Source organism: Bradyrhizobium jicamae (assembly GCF_001440395.1).
Taxonomy (GTDB): Bacteria; Pseudomonadota; Alphaproteobacteria; order Rhizobiales; family Xanthobacteraceae; genus Bradyrhizobium; species Bradyrhizobium jicamae.
Window position 1 is genome coordinate 16,531 of record NZ_LLXZ01000115.1, and the last position, 16,963, is coordinate 33,493.

At 56.2% G+C, this 16,963-nt stretch carries 15 protein-coding genes and 2 pseudogenes; 10 read left to right on the forward strand and 7 right to left on the reverse strand.

The annotated features are described in order from the left end of the window. Positions 1-327: 327 nt before the first annotated feature. The 4 genes from CQ12_RS18775 to CQ12_RS18790 form a co-directional block, all read right to left on the reverse strand. Positions 328-1,077, reverse strand: coding sequence for a hypothetical protein (locus CQ12_RS18775; protein ID WP_157088322.1), 750 nt, complete (start codon positions 1,075-1,077; stop codon positions 328-330). 80 nt (positions 1,078-1,157) lie between these two features. After that, positions 1,158-1,850, reverse strand: coding sequence for an alpha/beta hydrolase (locus tag CQ12_RS18780; RefSeq protein ID WP_057836793.1), 693 nt, complete (start codon positions 1,848-1,850; stop codon positions 1,158-1,160). A gap of 296 nt (positions 1,851-2,146) precedes the next feature. Beyond that, positions 2,147-4,033 carry a DEAD/DEAH box helicase family protein gene (locus tag CQ12_RS18785; protein WP_057836806.1) on the reverse strand — a complete coding sequence of 629 codons (1,887 nt, stop codon included), beginning with the start codon at positions 4,031-4,033 and terminating at the stop codon, positions 2,147-2,149. A 1,072-nt stretch (positions 4,034-5,105) separates the two neighbouring features. Next, entirely contained in the window at positions 5,106-5,291 is a 186-nt protein-coding gene (locus tag CQ12_RS18790; RefSeq protein ID WP_057836794.1) for a hypothetical protein, read from the reverse strand. Between the two features lie 384 nt (positions 5,292-5,675). On the opposite strand from CQ12_RS18790, the gene CQ12_RS46435 reads away from it, so the two are divergent. Next, on the forward strand, positions 5,676-5,834 hold the full coding sequence (locus tag CQ12_RS46435; RefSeq protein ID WP_245309994.1) for a DNA ligase-like domain-containing protein: 159 nt from the start codon (positions 5,676-5,678) through the stop codon (positions 5,832-5,834). Between the two features lie 14 nt (positions 5,835-5,848). Here CQ12_RS46435 and CQ12_RS46440 read toward each other — a convergent pair whose 3' ends face one another. Next, positions 5,849-6,040: a hypothetical protein gene (locus CQ12_RS46440; RefSeq protein WP_057836795.1), complete on the reverse strand. Its 192-nt coding sequence runs from the start codon at positions 6,038-6,040 to the stop codon at positions 5,849-5,851. On the opposite strand from CQ12_RS46440, the gene CQ12_RS46445 reads away from it, so the two are divergent. Next, positions 5,984-6,211 (forward strand): ATP dependent DNA ligase, encoded by a 228-nt coding sequence (locus CQ12_RS46445; protein WP_245309995.1) that lies wholly within the window; start codon positions 5,984-5,986, stop codon positions 6,209-6,211. The genes CQ12_RS46440 and CQ12_RS46445 overlap by 57 nt on opposite strands. A 204-nt stretch (positions 6,212-6,415) precedes the next feature. Here the strand turns inward: CQ12_RS46445 and CQ12_RS18800 are convergent, their stop codons facing one another. Further along, complete coding sequence (locus CQ12_RS18800) at positions 6,416-6,709, reverse strand: hypothetical protein (protein WP_157088323.1); 294 nt, start codon at positions 6,707-6,709, stop codon at positions 6,416-6,418. Between the two features lie 792 nt (positions 6,710-7,501). Here CQ12_RS18800 and CQ12_RS18805 point away from each other — a divergent pair. The 3 genes from CQ12_RS18805 to CQ12_RS47455 all read left to right on the forward strand — a co-directional run bounded on the left by CQ12_RS18805 (position 7,502) and on the right by CQ12_RS47455 (position 8,397). Continuing rightward, positions 7,502-7,711, forward strand: coding sequence for a hypothetical protein (locus CQ12_RS18805; protein ID WP_057836797.1), 210 nt, complete (start codon positions 7,502-7,504; stop codon positions 7,709-7,711). Between the two features lie 280 nt (positions 7,712-7,991). Then, positions 7,992-8,222 carry a DUF6894 family protein gene (locus CQ12_RS18810; protein WP_063799771.1) on the forward strand — a complete coding sequence of 77 codons (231 nt, stop codon included), beginning with the start codon at positions 7,992-7,994 and terminating at the stop codon, positions 8,220-8,222. Between the two features lie 55 nt (positions 8,223-8,277). Next, positions 8,278-8,397 carry an ATP dependent DNA ligase gene (locus tag CQ12_RS47455; protein WP_347337436.1) on the forward strand — a complete coding sequence of 40 codons (120 nt, stop codon included), beginning with the start codon at positions 8,278-8,280 and terminating at the stop codon, positions 8,395-8,397. 85 nt (positions 8,398-8,482) lie between these two features. On the opposite strand, the gene CQ12_RS18815 is transcribed toward CQ12_RS47455, so the two are convergent. After that, positions 8,483-10,276 (reverse strand): adenylate/guanylate cyclase domain-containing protein, encoded by a 1,794-nt coding sequence (locus tag CQ12_RS18815; protein WP_057836799.1) that lies wholly within the window; start codon positions 10,274-10,276, stop codon positions 8,483-8,485. Positions 10,277-10,776: 500 nt separating this feature from the next. Between CQ12_RS18815 and CQ12_RS45130 the strand changes: the two genes are divergently transcribed. The 5 genes and pseudogenes from CQ12_RS45130 to CQ12_RS18840 form a co-directional block, all read left to right on the forward strand. Further along, positions 10,777-11,655, forward strand: coding sequence for a hypothetical protein (locus CQ12_RS45130; protein WP_198164193.1), 879 nt, complete (start codon positions 10,777-10,779; stop codon positions 11,653-11,655). A 10-nt stretch (positions 11,656-11,665) separates the two neighbouring features. Next, positions 11,666-12,399 (forward strand): annotated as a pseudogene (locus CQ12_RS42490) (VapE domain-containing protein). A gap of 432 nt (positions 12,400-12,831) precedes the next feature. Further along, positions 12,832-13,119: a hypothetical protein gene (locus CQ12_RS43945; RefSeq protein WP_157088326.1), complete on the forward strand. Its 288-nt coding sequence runs from the start codon at positions 12,832-12,834 to the stop codon at positions 13,117-13,119. An 813-nt stretch (positions 13,120-13,932) separates the two neighbouring features. Further along, positions 13,933-15,285, forward strand: a pseudogene (locus CQ12_RS18835) (IS1182 family transposase); the annotation flags it as partial. A 1,171-nt stretch (positions 15,286-16,456) separates the two neighbouring features. Then, positions 16,457-16,963: terminase small subunit (locus tag CQ12_RS18840; protein WP_198164195.1), on the forward strand; the 507-nt coding region annotated here is incomplete at its 3' end.

Below are 16,963 nucleotides of genomic sequence, written 5' to 3' on the forward strand. Positions count from 1 at the left end.
GAGCGGTGCAAGCATACGTCGCCAACCTCAATCAGAAGCGAGAGGAGCAAGGTCTATTTCGGGTCATCGTACTGGGCTGGGGCGAGATCATGCGCCGCGCGACGAGCGATTCCGATGTGACTAATAAGCACTTCGGACCAACGGCGGCGGCATCTGCGCGGCTGCCTTGCAATGAGTTATCGACTGACGAACTTTGCTTTCTACAAGTTTGCATATTGATGACCCGAGGGGGACCGCTTTGCTCCAAAGGGGGACGTCGCCAGTTCGAACCTTTAGGTCAGAGAAGGGCCAACACCCGACCTAGGACGATTGCCAAAGGATGCCAGATTATCCTGTACTAGCGATCCAATCTGCAATTTGAGCGATGCACTCGTCATCCGTGTAGTATGACGCGTGAATTAGGGATTGATCCTCTTCAACCGTGCGAAGCAATGACGATAGATCAGTCGAAGTGACAAACAATTTTTCAAACGTCGTTGACACGTCTCCGAGGTGCCGCTCGATCCAGTCGCCCCGTCTAAGCATCGCCCGCTCTAGCACGCTACTCGGCAAATCCTGGTAGGTCGCGATGCAGTTGGAACGCAAATTCGGTCGTTGTTCGATGCGCGGAAGCTCAAACCGATAATGCTCCAGCCCCATTGCGATCGCCACAAGGACCGACCAACTCTTACGGCGAATGAGATATGTCAGTACATCGGTGGGAAAACCCAAGAGACCACCAATTAGGCGCGCCTGCCAGCGACCAGGCGCAAACACAGGCTCATTGTACCACTGCCAGTCGCTATCTCTCATGTACTGAAGAAACAAATACTGTAGCAGAATGAGCATCAGCAAAAAGAAAAAGAAAACGGCGATTACCCGGGACATTGGCAAGCTGTTGCTGAACACACCTTCGCGCAAAAACCAAGTCAAAGAGAAAGCGATAAGTATAGAAAGCAAAGCGTCGCCGGACCAAAGCAAGACCGTAAACGCTTTCTCAATAGGTCGAAGATCGTTGATCGATTTCGCACCCAGCGCAGCATCTGCATCTGCGGCCGCATTCATGCGCAATCGCAGGGAAGAGAACACGTATGTCATTAAGTTTGTGCTCACCGCAAGTGGGTTGTTGATACTCCGCATGTGATGGAGGACTTGCCAAGGCTCATCCATTCGGCTGCCTATTGCAAGCAGCTGGGACTCGATCCCAACAGCTTCGCCGACAAGATGTGCGGTTGGGGCCGGCTTCCAAAAAATCTGAACCAAATTGCGGTCGCCAAGCGGAACGCGGCGGCAATCCCGATCAAGGGCAGGAAAGAGAAAAAAAAGAGTTCGAGTAATTTGAAAAAGCGGAACCCAAATGCGATGGCGAACGCGATTGTTACACCGAGTATGACGAGCCCAATAAACCTCACATCATACAAAAACGCGGCCCAAGGGGTTTTTGCTTTGCTGCGACGTTCGGAAACCGGTGAGCTTAGGTCTATGAAGGGCGTCCCTAACGTAACTATTTTTAAGGGGGGGGCCGCCTGATCGGCAGCCGCGATTTGTGATAGGGCATCGACGACGACGTTACCTCCATGGCTGTGCGCGACGACGTGGCAACGCCAGCCTTCGCTCTGCAATTGACGGACGTAGCCCGCCAAAGAGCTCGCAGCTTGCATCCGCGCGATCCTGCTATTCTCGCCGGACCATCGAAAGAACTTGTTCTCCGGAGTGCAATGGGCCCAACACCGAGCAGGCGAGCCACGCTCTTGCAGGGCATTATTGAGCTTGCCGACAAACCCGGAAGCCATGCCACTACCCTCGATGGGTTGGTACCACTGGGTCTTGTCCGGCTTGGGTGCCGCCCAAGTGCCGTGCACGACGATCACGGTTTCCTTTGCAGCGTCGCTTATTCGCTCAATCCAAGGTGAGGCAACCTAGTAAGGGCAGCTTGGATCAAAGAAGTTGCCTCTCAAGCATGCTTATCGCAAGTGGTGATCATAACGAAATTCTTGCAAGGATCGATCCCATTCAGTGTTCCGCTCCGGGTCATTTTCCGACATCGACGGGTCCAGTCGAGGGTGTCCGATCTGCCCCCATCAGCAGACATCCGTGTAAGCAGCGCTAGCCGGGGCCTCTTGGCGAGGTCTTCTCCGGCATTCTCGCCTAGTTCGTCAAAAGCAGTTCACGCCGCTTGCCGAAATCGACGTATGAACCGGCCAACATTGCCACGCCCTCCTGCTCCAGGCATGAAGTCCCAGTCATTCTGGTTCATGGCTTCAACGACCTCCGGCATAGCAAGGTAGCGCTTTTTGTTCCTATGAAGATCGATGCCTGTTGCCTGCCTTATCTCTGGAACGGTGATGACATCATCTTTCACTTGATAGAGTAGCGCGATCAGCGCCTCCCTGCCTCCATACTGTAGTCGCTTGTCCGGTTCGGCCAAAGTTACTTTCGCTCCGGGAAACATCCGATCCTTGTGACGAATGAGGCGGTCATAGTCTCCCGTTACGTAAAGGCGCTGAACACCGCAAACGCCGTGCGCGTCAATGTTTCGGGCATTACCTCTCATTGCCATTTGTTTCATCCACCGACAGAGATCGCCTTCCTGCAAACTCAATAGGGGTCCATCCTTACGTTTGAAGGCTTGGTAGGGCGCAAGGCTTTTGCGAGTGGCCCGCTCCTCTCGCCAGCCTAACCCTGTAGCAACCATTGCTCGCCTCGGTTTATGGAATTCTCCGAAAAGGAAGACCGCGTTTGCATCTTTCCATCGGTTCGAGCCGATGCCGATACCCCAATGGATGAAGCAGACATGCCGGCCTTCTAGATCGTGGGCATCAGCAAGGTCGCTTCTGGCAGGTAGGTAGTCATGATCAAGGAAGGGCTTGTTGACTACGGCGAGAACCTTCTCTCCCGGATGCGTGTGCTGCTTAATGGTTTCGAATATCCACTCGGCATAGGGCTTGGCTAAGTCGGCTCTTTTTGCTACCTCCGACACTCTTAACCGCTTCTTCTTGCCGACGACGTTCAACGGCTCTGGATCAATGTGGGTGATCGTTAGGTTGCGGAAATCGACATGCGGGACCGGTACAGGTGTGCGGTTCTTTGCGATCAGCGACAGACCATCTATGTCGGCGGTGGCATCGAGGATAATTGATCCGGGCATTAGCGGCATGTTCATGTCGTACCCGACAAATCTCGCTCCGTCGCCATATCTGTCGTAACGTGACAGAAAGGCGTACCCCGTCGCTAACGAGCGGCCGAAGGAGAAGACCTGCTTCACCTGTTCATCCGGTGAATTAAGGAACGGCTCAGCCTTCGCAGAAGCAAACCAGCCGAGATCGCAATGGGTGGCCTGTGTCAACACATCAAACACAGACTTGCTTGATGCTGATCTCCATATCCCTTCAACGTGATCGTGCAGTTCGGTGAGCCGAGTGACATGCTCTGGAATAGTGGTGTCTTCCTGAGCTAATTTGTCTCGAACCGTCTTGATCAGCCCGGTATCGACATCAAAGACGGTTACGCCCTCTAGGCGCTCGTCAATAAAAGTGATGCGCCTGTTCCGCCCGCGATAAACACATGCCTTGTCCGAGCGTGGACCGGTGTAGAACTTATGGGTGGCGATAACGACGGGGTAGTGGCCCAGTGCGAAGACAGAGAACTGGCGAGAAGGGACGAAGCCATGTTCCGACAGAACATCTTCGGGTGAACTGTCGAGGTCGTAAGCAACGGTCCATACGGCAACGTTCTCTCCAATTAGATCTGACATTGCTCGAAAGGTGTCTTCCGCCTGACGAATGGTCTCGACAAGATAGAGGACTGACGCATCGGGTACTACCTCGATGTAGGCCCTGATGAAGGCCAGAGCGTAGCTGCTTTTGCCGCTGCCTGTTGGGGCTGAGACAACCCTGTATTGAGCGATATTCTTATTGCTGTCCTCCATTGCCAGGAGACGAGCCGAGAAGATGGACTGGGCGACCTTTCTCGCGAACGGAGTGACCTGTTGTTTACGTTGCTGGGCTTGGGCTTGGATGGCTGCTTCGTATGCGTTGGTAAGTTGGGTGAGCATTTGTGTTTCTGGTGACAATAGGCTCTCAACCTCGTTCGCAATGGCGAGCAAGGTGGGCCGGTTTGGATTTGGGTGATGGGTGAAACCCCCTCACGATGCTAGAAGACGTCAGCATCGTAAGGAGGTTTTAGAGTGCGCCAGCAGAAGACTTAGTGGTGCTGGAACCTGTTGCCAGACGTGGATGCTAACGAGATGCCTACACCGATGCAGGGTCGTTTGTTACACTTGGTGCTAACGAGAGGCCTACACTGGTGCTGGGACATTGTTAGAAATTGATGCTGGCGGATTTCTACGCCGTTGTAGGCCGACGCTAGCAGATGTCAGAAGCTGTTAGCATCGACTGATGCACGGCGTGGGTAGAACCCCCTCAAGGTACTATAAGACATCAGTACACTGAGGAGGTTTTTCGGTGGGCTGACCGCCCTCCATACCTAGGCTTACCCGAATAGACGGGAACGAATGTTCGCTGCAGACGCTCTAGACTATCCATTACATCATGCATTGCGGTGAGGTATCCACATTCGAATTCTTCGAGATCAAGATCGTTCTCACCGAGGATACATATTGCGCTTCGCACTTGGTCTACGATGTCTCGCGGTTGCAAAACGGGTACGGGGAGGTCCTTCTTGATCTCGCTTCGGTCTGGGTCAGTCATAGCTTCGTTGGTTGCGATCATTGGTGTTGTTCTCATTGGGTATGGGCAGATTATTCTGCTTTCGCGGTGGTGATGCAGTAGGCGAGCGCCGTGGACATCGTCGTCTCCCGAACGCCGATCCTGGTTGCTAGCTGCTTTCTGAGGTGGTTTAGCTTCTCGTACATTTCATGATCGACCCGCACCGATAGAATATGTCCTTTCTTGTGAGAAGGTTCGATGGATCGTTCACGATAGTTCACACGGGTGGGCGTGTGTCGATGGTGGTTCACAGGTGGTTAGGTTCCTTATTGGGTGTGTGATTGGATGGTTTGTGGAGGTTGGCGCGTGGCCACCAGTTCGAGGTGAGTAGACAAGGGGTGTGTTTGGTAGACTAAGGAAATACCCCACAAGACAGAAACGAACACGCGCGACTGCGCATCAGTGCTTAGTCGCAAGCTCGCTGCTCACCCAGACGATGTCGTGTTTGCGAGTTACGGGATTCCATTCCCTCTCTCCCGAATCGACGATCCGTCCCTCTTGGGCGAGCTGCTGAAGTGCCTCCTCAATCAGCTCCATTGCTTCGAGGGCGGCGAGTTGGCGAGTGCTGTCATTGTGCTGTTTCATTTCGATATTCCGTTTGGTTGGTAGTGAGGACGAACGCAAATGAACTGCGTCGCGGTGTGGCCCGAAACGCAGAGTTCCCGGCTACTGTGCGGTTGGGGAACTGGGCGTTTTTGTTGCAGTAAGGTGGCTGTAATTATCGAACGAGGGAACTTGACGAGAAGACCATTTCACTGCCTACGCCGTTACCACCGGGCGTTTGGCTATTCGTAGGGGATTGCCCATCGGGAACCTCAGAATGGGAACCGTTGCGGTTTACTGTTGCAGTAAGGAGGGGGTAAATCCGGTCGAACCCTACGGTGGGCGGTTCCCTCTGGGCCAGACCTATGGCGCGGCTCCAATGCAGCCCTTCCTTCTTGAAGGAAGCACTATGGTGACCTACGCAAGTTGCCGCAGATCGAACGCAAGCAGGCTCTGCTCGACCTGCTTGGTGAAAGCGACACACCGCACCCGGTGCTGTTCTCCGAACACCTGATTGGCGACGGTCAGCAGATGTTCGAACATGCAGCGAAGTTGAACTGGGAAGGGATATCTCGAAGCGCGTAGACGCTCCCTACCGTTCAGATCGCAATGAGAACTGGCTGACGATCAAGGCCGTCCACAAAGGCAAGTTTCCTGTCGTTGGTTTCATCAAAGACCCCAGCGGTGTCGCCGCCCTCTACCTTGGCAAGCGCGAAGGCAAAAACCTTGTCTATATGGGCAAGGTCGGGACCGGGTGGTCTCGCACTGTCTCTAGCCAGATCAGGAAACAATTGGACAGCGTGGTCAGTCCCAAGTCGAAGCTAACCAGACCCATCAGGAAGCCGAAGGCAACATGGGTCGAACCGAAGTTCTATGCCGATGTCGAATACCGGGACATCACGTCGGAAGGTTTGCTACGGGCCAGTTCGTTCAAGAGGCTGTCTCGGAATGATAAATCATAATGCGCCGATGTCATCCGTCAGGCCGGCATGGGCAGATTGAACGCTAATTGTATTTCGTTGGCCTGAACGGCTCGCAATCAACCGAGCGGTAATTGATCAGCCGGCTGCTGCAGTACTGCTTCATCTCTGCTTGACAATGGTGATGGGCAAATCGTTTCAGGTTCACCGTAGAATCCGTATCTAAGATGTCCCTTACCTGCAACTTCAGCAAAAGTGGTCGGAAGTTTTGCAAGAAACCTTGCGCATCAAAAAAGAAGTGCTGGCAAGCGAGCTTTTGGAGCAGCGGCTGCTCTCAACGCACATCGCAAGCGAATCGAAAAATTTCAACTCGACTATCGCCGCCGCAACCGTTTCTCGATCGTTGATCAAGTTTTCAAAGAAAGGTCCGTAAGTTTCCTTCTTCAATTCAGAAACGTCAGTCCTATTCATCAAGACTTCGAGCCTCGCTCTGGCTGAAGACACGTGTTCTGAGCCCTGCAACAGAACATAGCGGGCCACCTCTCGCTCGCGTTCACCGCGTTGGTGAGACAAATACTCCCAAAGAGCGTACAGCCCACCTACCACTACGAAGCAGATCACCAACTGCTTCTCGTTTTCGCCTATCCAACGCCATGTGCGTTCTATGATTCGTGGCATTCGATTAGCAGCACAGGCCTCTTCCGCAACAATCCACCGATCCTGCGTGGACGGCAGGCGGCCCGCTTGGCGGCAAAAGAGCAGCCAAAGTGATGAACGTCAGCACGATTAGCTTGAGCATAATTCCTCCCATTTCGGCCAATGACGCCTGAAGATTCGGAAAGTCGGTACGACCAGCACTAAGGCGGACAATTACAAAGCTTACTTCGGCCTTGGCTTGGGCGTATGTACAGTTCGTGCCAATCTCGCAAACTATGATTTTGAACGGCCCCAGCGCTGGGGCTGGGGAAGCACCGGAGCCGTCCCCTTTACGCCCGTCATGAGCGCACATCATCTTATCGGCTAGACTCGCGGCCAAGGTGCGACACCATGGCCACGCATAGAAGCTATGTGTTCAAAATCCGTCAGGAAGGGTGTCCGAACACTGTGCGGCGCGGTGTATCACAGTGGCACGCCATCACCTCACAGCCCCCTCAAGTGACAAGTTGCTTTCTCAGCGTTGGCCGGGTTCTGCCTGATCCGTGCCGCTGTCCAGCCCGACCGACTTGGCAATCTGACTGGTGTGCATCGTGCCTTGGCTTAGAAGGTCAGCACCCGTCCTGTCTGGCTGCCTTTCGGTCTAGGAACACAGCGATTGCGAGCCGTTCTACCCGCATGACCGACACCGACCTAATAGAGCAGTCCTTCGCGATTGCCTGGAGTGTCCTTGAGAGAACAGGTGAACTCGGGGAGCCGAACTGGTTTGCCAATTTCTTGCTCGATGAAATCATCGAAAGGGTCAGGTGCGGCGAACGGCACAGGCTCGTTCTTTCAAACTGCGCAATCGATGCGTACCGTCACCAATCGATCAAACTTGTCTCATGATCGATCCTGAATGCAAAGTCTGTTTCGGCATCGGGTGGGTGTGCGAGAACCATCCGACCCGTGCATGGACAGAACTGGGTTGCCAGTGCGGAGCGGGGATGCCCTGCGAATGCGTCCGCGCTGACGGCCTCGAAGAGCCTGACGTTGGTCAGGTGCTCGAAGAAAGGCCGCCAGCACGAAACTAGCGCCGAGCCTCATTGGCCTGTCAAACCAACAAGCTGGCAACAACCAACAATTATTCTAAGTTTAAAGGATGATTGGCGGGGGCTATATGCCCATAATGGCAAGGTTCTATTTTGATTTTTACGATGCCGCTGGCATCATCAGGGACAACGCTGGCGAGGAACTGCCCAGCGCAACCGTCGCGCTGAAGGAAGCGCTGGAGATGGTCGGCCAGGCCGTGAAGGACTTGACGTCTCGGCAGTCAGAGGGACGCATTGCCGTCGAGGTCCGCGACGGTGAGGGGCCTGTCCTCAAGGTCTCGGCGACTATCGAGACGACCTCTCTGTAAGACACGGTCTCGCATCCTTTGAAGACAGATCAGTAGCGCACTACCGTGGTCAGCAATCAAAGCTGACCAGACCACATGGGTCGAACCGAAGTTCTTTGCCGACGTTGAGTACCGCGACGTCACGTCGGAAGGCTTGCTGCGGGCTAGCTCGTTTAAGGGGCTGTCTAGGACATAGGAAGAGCGGACTAACCGTCATGAGCTGCGTAAGCCCCGGCCCAACGATGCTACTCACTGCTCGCATGGGTGAACTAAGACTGCACTCACTCGGGCAACCTTGCTTTCCGAAGGCCCTCAATCAGCAGCTTCGAGTTCAATTGCCCGCCCCGAGCGATCCACGAAGAGATGGTAAAGCCTGGATCGGTCTCAAGCACACGCGCCGCCGCCTCACGCGCGTCAGCGTCACGTCCGAGATGGGCGAACGCGGACGCAAGACAGCGGTAAGTTGGCGAATAGGAGGGGCTCTGACGTTGGGCTTTCTTCGCTGCGACTATGGCCTCGTCAAAGCGACCGAGTTCAATAAAGGCCAACCCCCTCCCAACCAATGCCCGGTGCAGCAGCGGGTCTATCGGGCTTATCCGAATGGCACGTTCAAAGCTGCGGAGCGCCTCCTCCGATAGCCCCGCAACTTTATAGACCCAGCCTCTGCTGTTCCAGGCCCAATATAAATTCGGGTTGAGTGCGACCGCCCGGTCGGCCAGTTCAATCGCACCTTCGCAATCGTCCACCATGAACGCCGAGGTCATGGCAGCCCATGCTAACGTTTCTGGATCACCATCGTCGATCCTCAATGCCAGACGAAGCAGCCGAACTGCTTCCTTGCGCTCGACTTGAGGATCGGCAGCATAGCCCAAAAGGACGCTGAGCCCGTGACAGCTACCTGCCAGAGCCGCGACCAAGCCGAACCGAGGGTCCAGCTCCAAAGCGCGATGAGCAAGCCTGATGGCCTCGGCCAACCCTTCACGGGTCGTTTGGTAATACTGTTGCATGGCTCGGAGATGGAAATCATATGCGGTGAGGTTCTCCGGTCGCCGCCTCGTCGCCAATGCAATTTCCGCTTGAAGCAATTTTGGCTGAATGGCTGAAATAACGGCGACCGTGACTTCGTCCTGCAGAGCGAAGACATCCGACAAGTCACGCTCGAACCTGTCCGCCCATAGGTGCGCCCCTGTAATCTCATCAATCAACTGCCCCGTGATGCGGACTTTGCCCGACGCCTTTCGCACGGACCCTTCAAGGACGTAGCCGACGCCAAGCCTGCGTCCGACCTCCTTCACATCGACGGCTTTGCCCTTGAACGTAAAGCTCGAATTGCGAGCGATGACGAATAACCATTTGAACCGCGAAAGCGCAGTGATGATCTCCTCAACCATTCCATCGGCGAAGTATTCCTGCTGGGGATCGCCGCTCATGTTCTCGAACGGCAGCACTGCAATGGACGGCTTATCGGGGAGAGGCAGCGGCTGGCTGTATGGGGCCGGCAAGTTTCCCGCTTCTGCGAGTGCCGGAAGCCCTGCGCCGACCCGAGTGGCAGAATAAACTCGAACCGGGCGGGCAATATTTTTGAGGTTCTGCTCGCCCAGATCGGTGAACTCGACCCCAACCTTGCCTCGGACTTGATCGTAGGCAGAAGACGAGATGCAGATTCCGCCGGGTTCTGCGATGCCCTCAAGCCGTGCTGCGATGTTAACTCCGTCGCCGAAGATGTCATGAGCCTCGACAATTACGTCACCAATGTTGATGCCCACGCGAAAGGCAATGCGCTCGTCTTTCACCTCCTCGCCTGATTGCTCGTTGACATGGCTCTGAAACTGCACAGCAGCACGAACCGCCTCCACCGCGCTTGGAAACTCCGCCAAGAACCCGTCGCCCGTGTTCTTCACGATGCGACCGCCGTGTTCTGCAATAGCGGGCGTGACACTGTCCGCGAGTAGTGCCGACAACTTGGCGTGGGTCGTCTCTTCGTCATCATGCATGAGGCGCGAGTAGCCAGCCACGTCGGCGGCCACTATCGCCGCCAACCTTCGTCCGACCGGGACTGGCCGCTCTTGCACCATGGTCCGCAATCCAACCCAAGGCGCACTGTACGACGGGTAAGAGACAGTGCCAAACGCATTTTAAGATTGCCCCTATTGGACTGGCTAGCAGCGCACTTGTCGTTGCTAGCGTCTGAGGTTGAAAGGGCGATGCTGGAGAGCGGGCAAAGGATAGGTTGCGATTGCTGGAGGGTGGCCCGACGCATGACGTTGTGGGACGACACACGTCGGGCCTTGCCACAACGGGTTCAGCCCCCAGTATGGCCATTAGCCGCGCTGGCTGAACAAAGCCTACAGCCCTTCAGTGCGGGCGAGAACTCCGTGGGACTACGGAAGGGCTGTCGACTGGCGTATAAAATGGCGGACAGAAGTACGAGATAGATAGCCTGTAGCGCCGCGCCTTGCATCCATTTACCACTCACCTAACGACTTATAGACGAGGTTTGGAAAGCGCGGGTATTGCGATCATAGCATCCGCAACACGGCCTGCGAGCCGTACCCGTCTGAGACAACAAGCTCCAATGAAAATCTCCGAAGAGCGGTTCAAGTCGATCCTTGCAGGAACCGCAACCAATCTTTCGTCGAAAGAAATCCTAATCCGGCAAGAGGCATTTTTTGCAGAGCGGACTGGTCAAGACCCGATGTTAGCGATCGAAGCCAAACTGCCGGATGTCACCATCATTAGGAAAGAGCGCTACAGGGGGATCGCGACAGACGCTGCAACAACCCAAGCAATTCCAGTAGTGGATCCAGATGACCTCGGCACAGCCAAGTCCCGCAATTTTTGGAGCTGGCTGAATTGGGACGCAAACTGGTTGGCTGTCTGGGCAGTTGTAATCAGTGTCTTGGCCCTGTTTGCCCCAGCGGTTGCGGCACCACTGGTCGGAATCGCGGGCATCGCTCTGTTTGCATTGATTGCGATCGGCATTGTTAACGTCACCATCAGGACTTTCGGCTGGCGGCCCACTCGCTCTATCCAGGTGAAACCAAATGCAACGGCTTCGCATCCGGAGCCGTTGGCCGCTCCCATCATCGTCGAAGCCTCAGAAGGCTCTTCAATACACACTTGTAGTCCTGCGCGACCGAAGAGAAAGCCGCCGTCTCACCGTTCTCATGTAAGTCAGCGACTGTCTCCGAACTCTCCACAACTTGTCGCTTTTTCAGAAAGGCATCGGATCCCTCTTGATAGCTTTTTCGATGCCCCCGCAGCGGGTTTCGGCGATGCACATCATGTGCTCGGGCTGCTCAACGACCCTCGGGTGGTTGGCAAGCGACTGCGGCAAAAGGTATTTCTTGGACCTTATATTGGCGCATGTTACGAGCCGGTGGCTGCGCAGCTTGCCGCTACGTCCGAACGATGGCAGGTCATTGAAGATGAGGTCAGCGGCCGCAGCTTCTGACCTTGCGGGAATGAAGCGCGCCGACATCGAACAGGTAAAGGCGTTTGCAAGTCGTCAGGTCGATCGTGCACGTCCAGCTTACGGTCGAGTTCGGGAAGATCGGCCTCGTCGCTCGATCGAGTGGGCCACGACAACGATGACACATATTTACTTTCCCAGACTGGTAATCGCCGATGGTGGCCGCTTAAGACCAGCAAGGTCAATATCGAGGCACTAAAACGCGACCGTGAGCAGCTGTTGGGCGAAGCGGCGTCTTATGAAGCGGCCGACGAAAGCATCGGGCTGCATCTGAGCTTGTGGGGTGATGCCCGCGAAATTCAGGAGCAGCGTCGCGTGGCGGACCCTTGGGAAGATCTCTTGGTTGATATACCGGAACACATCATCCATAGGTCCGACGATGGCTATGAACGCGTTGCTAGCGCCGACCTGCTGACGGTGGTGCTTCAAATTCCAAAAGCGCAACAAAACTCGGGTCACGGCCAACGACTTGCCAAGGCCATGGAGCATGCGGGCGATTGGAAACGAAATAAGTCTGGCAACGTCACTATTCGAGGAGTGCCTGTGCGAGGCTACGTGCGTCCCACCTTTCGGCAGAACATGGCCCAAGCGGCGGCACGAGTACCTTTTGACGTTGCCAAGCGCAAATGTGAGACTGTAATAGGCGTCGACGAACGACCAAGCCCAGCGGTGCACACTGGTATCTGCGAAGCTGTAATGGAAGCTGAAACTAACCTGACGGACTGACGCCGCTGACGGTGATTTCCTGTAGCCTATCCGGACGGGGAAACCAGTGGTGCAAATGGCTGCAAGTGTGCTCCTAAACGCGGCTCAAATGTCTATTCTGTCCGTCAGGGTCTATCAGGGTCTGTCCAGATCAATAAAGACAAGGCTTTTGAACTGACGGACACTCTCCTAGCTCAGTCAGGCTGACGGACCTTACGATCGCCTATGCCTGCGCCCTTCTTCTACCTAGGTGTAAAGGTATCTCGCCCTGCCCCCCAGCGCCTGTGGATGGCCACTCCACAGCATCGCTCGTGCTAGCGTCCCACCTTGAAATCTTTGAAGAGAGTACACCGAACGTTTGCCCCGGGTTTACTGTTTCCAATCAGATTTGTGGGTACGAGAACATGTGGCGGATCGGTGCGCGAGGCAGCGATCGCTGGCTGGAGATGATCAATGTCGCTTCTTGGAAAATTGGCACAAACCCGCGCCGAATTCGATTGGTGTCACGACGACCCTTGGCGCAAAAAGGTAGCAGCTGCTGTGCGCGGTAAGGAAACCATCAGCACTGCAGCACTACTCGACGCTGTTTGTGTGCCAGCTACGACGGGCACCGCGCGCCGCCTTGCCGCGATCATGCGCGACTTGCATTTCATTCCGATCAAATCGCGCCGCTTAATGCCGGGGGGCCGAGCCGGAAATACCGTTACGCGCGGTTGGGCACGTTCTGTCCGCACAATGTAGTCGTCCCGAACGACAAGAACCGCCGGCGACACCGGCCCTAACCTCCAGGGGATGATCCCATGAGATATCTGCTTCTTGAAAATTTTCGTATTATCAATGACGACGCGAACTTCGTCGTGGGCAGGGTCCAGCCACAACCGTGCGGGAAGGTCCATACCGGGTGTTCGCCTGCGCCGTTCCGGCGGACGAGGGTTTGATTGAGGTCGCCACGGTCAAGACCCTTGACGAATGCGTCACTGCCCTCGCGGACTACTATGAAAGGACCCCTGCGCAGTGGGTTCGCAAGCGCGCGGGCTGGTCCGAAAAAGAGACCTGCTACTCACATCTCAGTGTGGAGCAAGATCAACGAGGTCGATGGCGAGCATATCGTGATGAGTTCTCACTGCTGAACGGCCGCGGGGAGCCCGCAAATTTTTCCACGCTCGACGAAGCCCAGCGTGTTGCTGACATTCATCTGCTGGACAATTACCCGAATGCACAGCCAGCGGTCGACGATGGATACTGGTGGCTTGTGGACCCTGAAATGGATTGGCGGCTGCTTCCGGAGGAAGTCGCATTGCGAGCCCAGTGGAAGCCTTTAGCGTCCCTGTGGCGACCCGATGTCAAGCAACCCTCAGCTGATCGGGGAAGCTCTGGAGGCAGCCGCCCATCGTAACAAGGTACAACGATAGCACGCCTCCCGCGCGATGCTTGGCCGTTTTCACGCGTCTGAGCTACGTCCGTTCCTCCCCCGATTGTGTTGCCAAAACTCCCGTTGAGACGACTCACGATCCGTGATTCCGTTGGTTGAAAGGGCATCAGCGGGAACAGCGGATGATGGGTCGGCGGGAAGACGGGCAAGGACAGTTTTTCTATTCGTTCGATCTCGACAAGGTGATCCCACCCGATCATCTAGCCCGGCAGATCGGCGGCTTGCTCGATCTAGATTGGGTGCACAAGGAGTTGGCGCCATATTATTCCCACACCGGCCGGCCCTCGATTGACCCGGTGCTGATGATCCGGATGCTGCTTGTCGGCTATGTGTTTTGCGATCCGCTCCGAACGACGGATTTGCGCCGAGGTTCAAGTAAACCTTGCCTATCGCTGGTTCTGCAAGCTCGGTATCGAAGACAAGATTCCCGACCACTCTGTATTCTGCCGTGCGCGGCACGAACGCTTCCGAGCGAGCGACGCCCTACGCCGGGTATTTGAGGGCGTGGTGGCGATGTGCATTGCGGCCGGGCTGGTTGGAGGCGAAGCGTTCTCGATCGATGCGAGCTTGATCAAGGCGGATGTGAACAAGACAAAGCGGATCCCCGGCGACCAGTCGTTCGCATGGCCAAAGACGGAGGAGGCATCCCATGCGGTTCGCGAGTATCTCGCAGCCCTTGAAGCCGCCCGCGGCGGTGGAGACCGTGGCGGTTCGGGCGAAGGCGGCGATCGACGCAAGCCTCCCAAAGAAGTCTCGCCACCGATCCGCAAGCCACATGGGTTGCGAGGCCGGGCTTGGACCCATTCTTTGCCTATGATGCTAACTACCTAATCGACAATAAAGCCGGGATTATCATCGATGCCGTGGGCACTCGGGCGAACCGAGCCGTGGAGAATGCCGTCACCCAAACCATGGTGGATCGCGTTGAGCGCCGCTTCGATCTGCGGCCCAGAAGGCTCGCGGGCGACACGGTCTATGGCGCGGTCAGACTGCTCAAATGGCTGGTGGATCGCGGCATTACACCGCACGTACCGGTGTGGGACAAGTCGGCACGCCCCGATGGCACATTCAGCCGTGCCGACTTCGTCTTCGATCAACAGCGCAACATCTATGTTTGCCCAGGCGGCGCGGAACTGACCAGCACAGGCAATATCGATCAAGGCCACATCGTTTACTACAGGGCCAGCAAGAGCGACTGCTCGCGCTATTCATTGAAGCCGAAGTGCACGACGGCGATCGTGCGCAAAATCACCCGCGACCTCAACGAAGATCTGCGGGATCATGTCCGGGCGTTAGCCAATACGGAAGCCTTCCAGCAGTCGCGCCGCGAGCGCAAGAAGGTCGAGATGCGATTTGCGCACATGAAGCGCATTCTCCGGCTCGACCGGCTTCGGCTGCGAGGCTTGAGCGGCGTCAGGGACGAAGTGCTGCTTACAGCTACCGCGCAGAACCTAAGGCGGCTCGCCAGGCTTCTCTTCCGTGCCCGGCACCTCTGGCAGCGACTTGCCCAGCATTGCTGCCCACGAATGGACAGCGAAGCCAACACAAGGGAGAACGCAAACAAGCGGCCGGTTTAAAACTCACAACTAAGCTCTGCAATCGCGTCCGGACCAGTTTTACAACACAATCCGTTCGTAAGCGGCCCCCGTCAGCCTGAACGCTCATGTGCGAAAAGGGCCATCAAAGCACATCGTAGTGTTCGTCAAAAAGCCCAGAATGGGCTTGGTATTCCGGCTGAAGCAATAGTTCACACTACGGGATCGTCTACGTGTGCGAGAAGTATTATTGCAATCTCGGTTGCATCTTTGCAGCGCTGAGCGCGTGGCGAGCGTTTACCCACATTGCGCGAGCCAACGCGTCGGGGCGGAGAAATCGGCGGACGCCAATACAACGACTTCCGAATGCTGAGAAAGTATCGGCGCACATCGGATCGCGCGCCGCAGCCGAGAACGTTAGGCGTTCGAGGAAGTTGAATGGGCGTCCCGTCGAGAAATCCTCGATCCCAAACTGATGTCCAGCCAGTTCGGACCGATGCCGTTTTGCATAAGCCGACAGACGGCGGTCGAGATCCGTCGGACTCGTCCATGCACGGCCGACAGCGCCCGTCAGCCACTCGGCGGACTGCAACGCGCAGCCGCATCCGATGCCCCACAACGGATCGAGCGATAGGGCCGCGTCTCCGATCAATGCCAAGCCGGGCTTGGACACGCTGCGGTGAAGGTTCGGATAGCCGGCGAGCGCTCCGCGCTATCGCAGGAACAGACCGGTCGCGCTCACTGCCTTCGGACCATCTCGTACTCCGAAGTGCTGTCCTGCCGAATTATTTCTTAGTGTCGGTCCGGCCGCGACGTCGGGGCCCCATGGCGGATCGCAATGCAATTACAAAGCACGACGTGAGAAGAGTGAGGTACGCAACGATCATCATGGCCTTGTCGATCTGCAGGCCCCCCGCTGGCGTGAAAGCACACGAGATTTGTTCCAGCAAGTGAGCCAGCTATGCTGACGCGGAATACCTCGCCACCGCAGGCCGATGATCCGTTGCCGCTGCTCCGGGCCACCGCCGATGTTGGTAAAAGTTGGTACGCCGTTTTTCGCGACAACCATTCGCGGCCTATCCGTTGACCTCTAATGAGGTCCAACGCGACGATGTCGGCGCTCACGCCCAAACAACAACGGTTTGTCGAAACTTTCTTGCTCGATCTCAATGCGACGCAAGCAGCGATCCGTGCCGGCTATTCGGAACGGACTGCCAATCAGCAAGGCCCTCGCTTGTTGGATAACGAAGACGTTCGAAAGGCAATCGACGCCGCCAAGAGGGAGCGCTCCGAGATAGCCGGGCTGATGCCGCCTGGGTGCTCCGTCGTCTCGTTGCTGAGGCCGAGGCTGATCTGGCTGACCTCTACACGGAGGCCGGCGACCTCAAGCCGATCGACGACTGGCCGAGCATTTGGCGTCAGGGCCTCGTCGCTGGCGTTGAAGTTGAGCTTCGCGGGCGCTGGCGAAGATCGCAAGCAAGTAGGTCACGTCAAGAAAATCAAGTTGAGCGATCGACTGCGCCGGCTGGAACTGATCGGCCGCCATGTCCGGGTCAATGCGTTCCAGGAACAGATCGCCGTCAGCGGCGTCGATGGGCTGGCCGATCGGCTTTTGCGC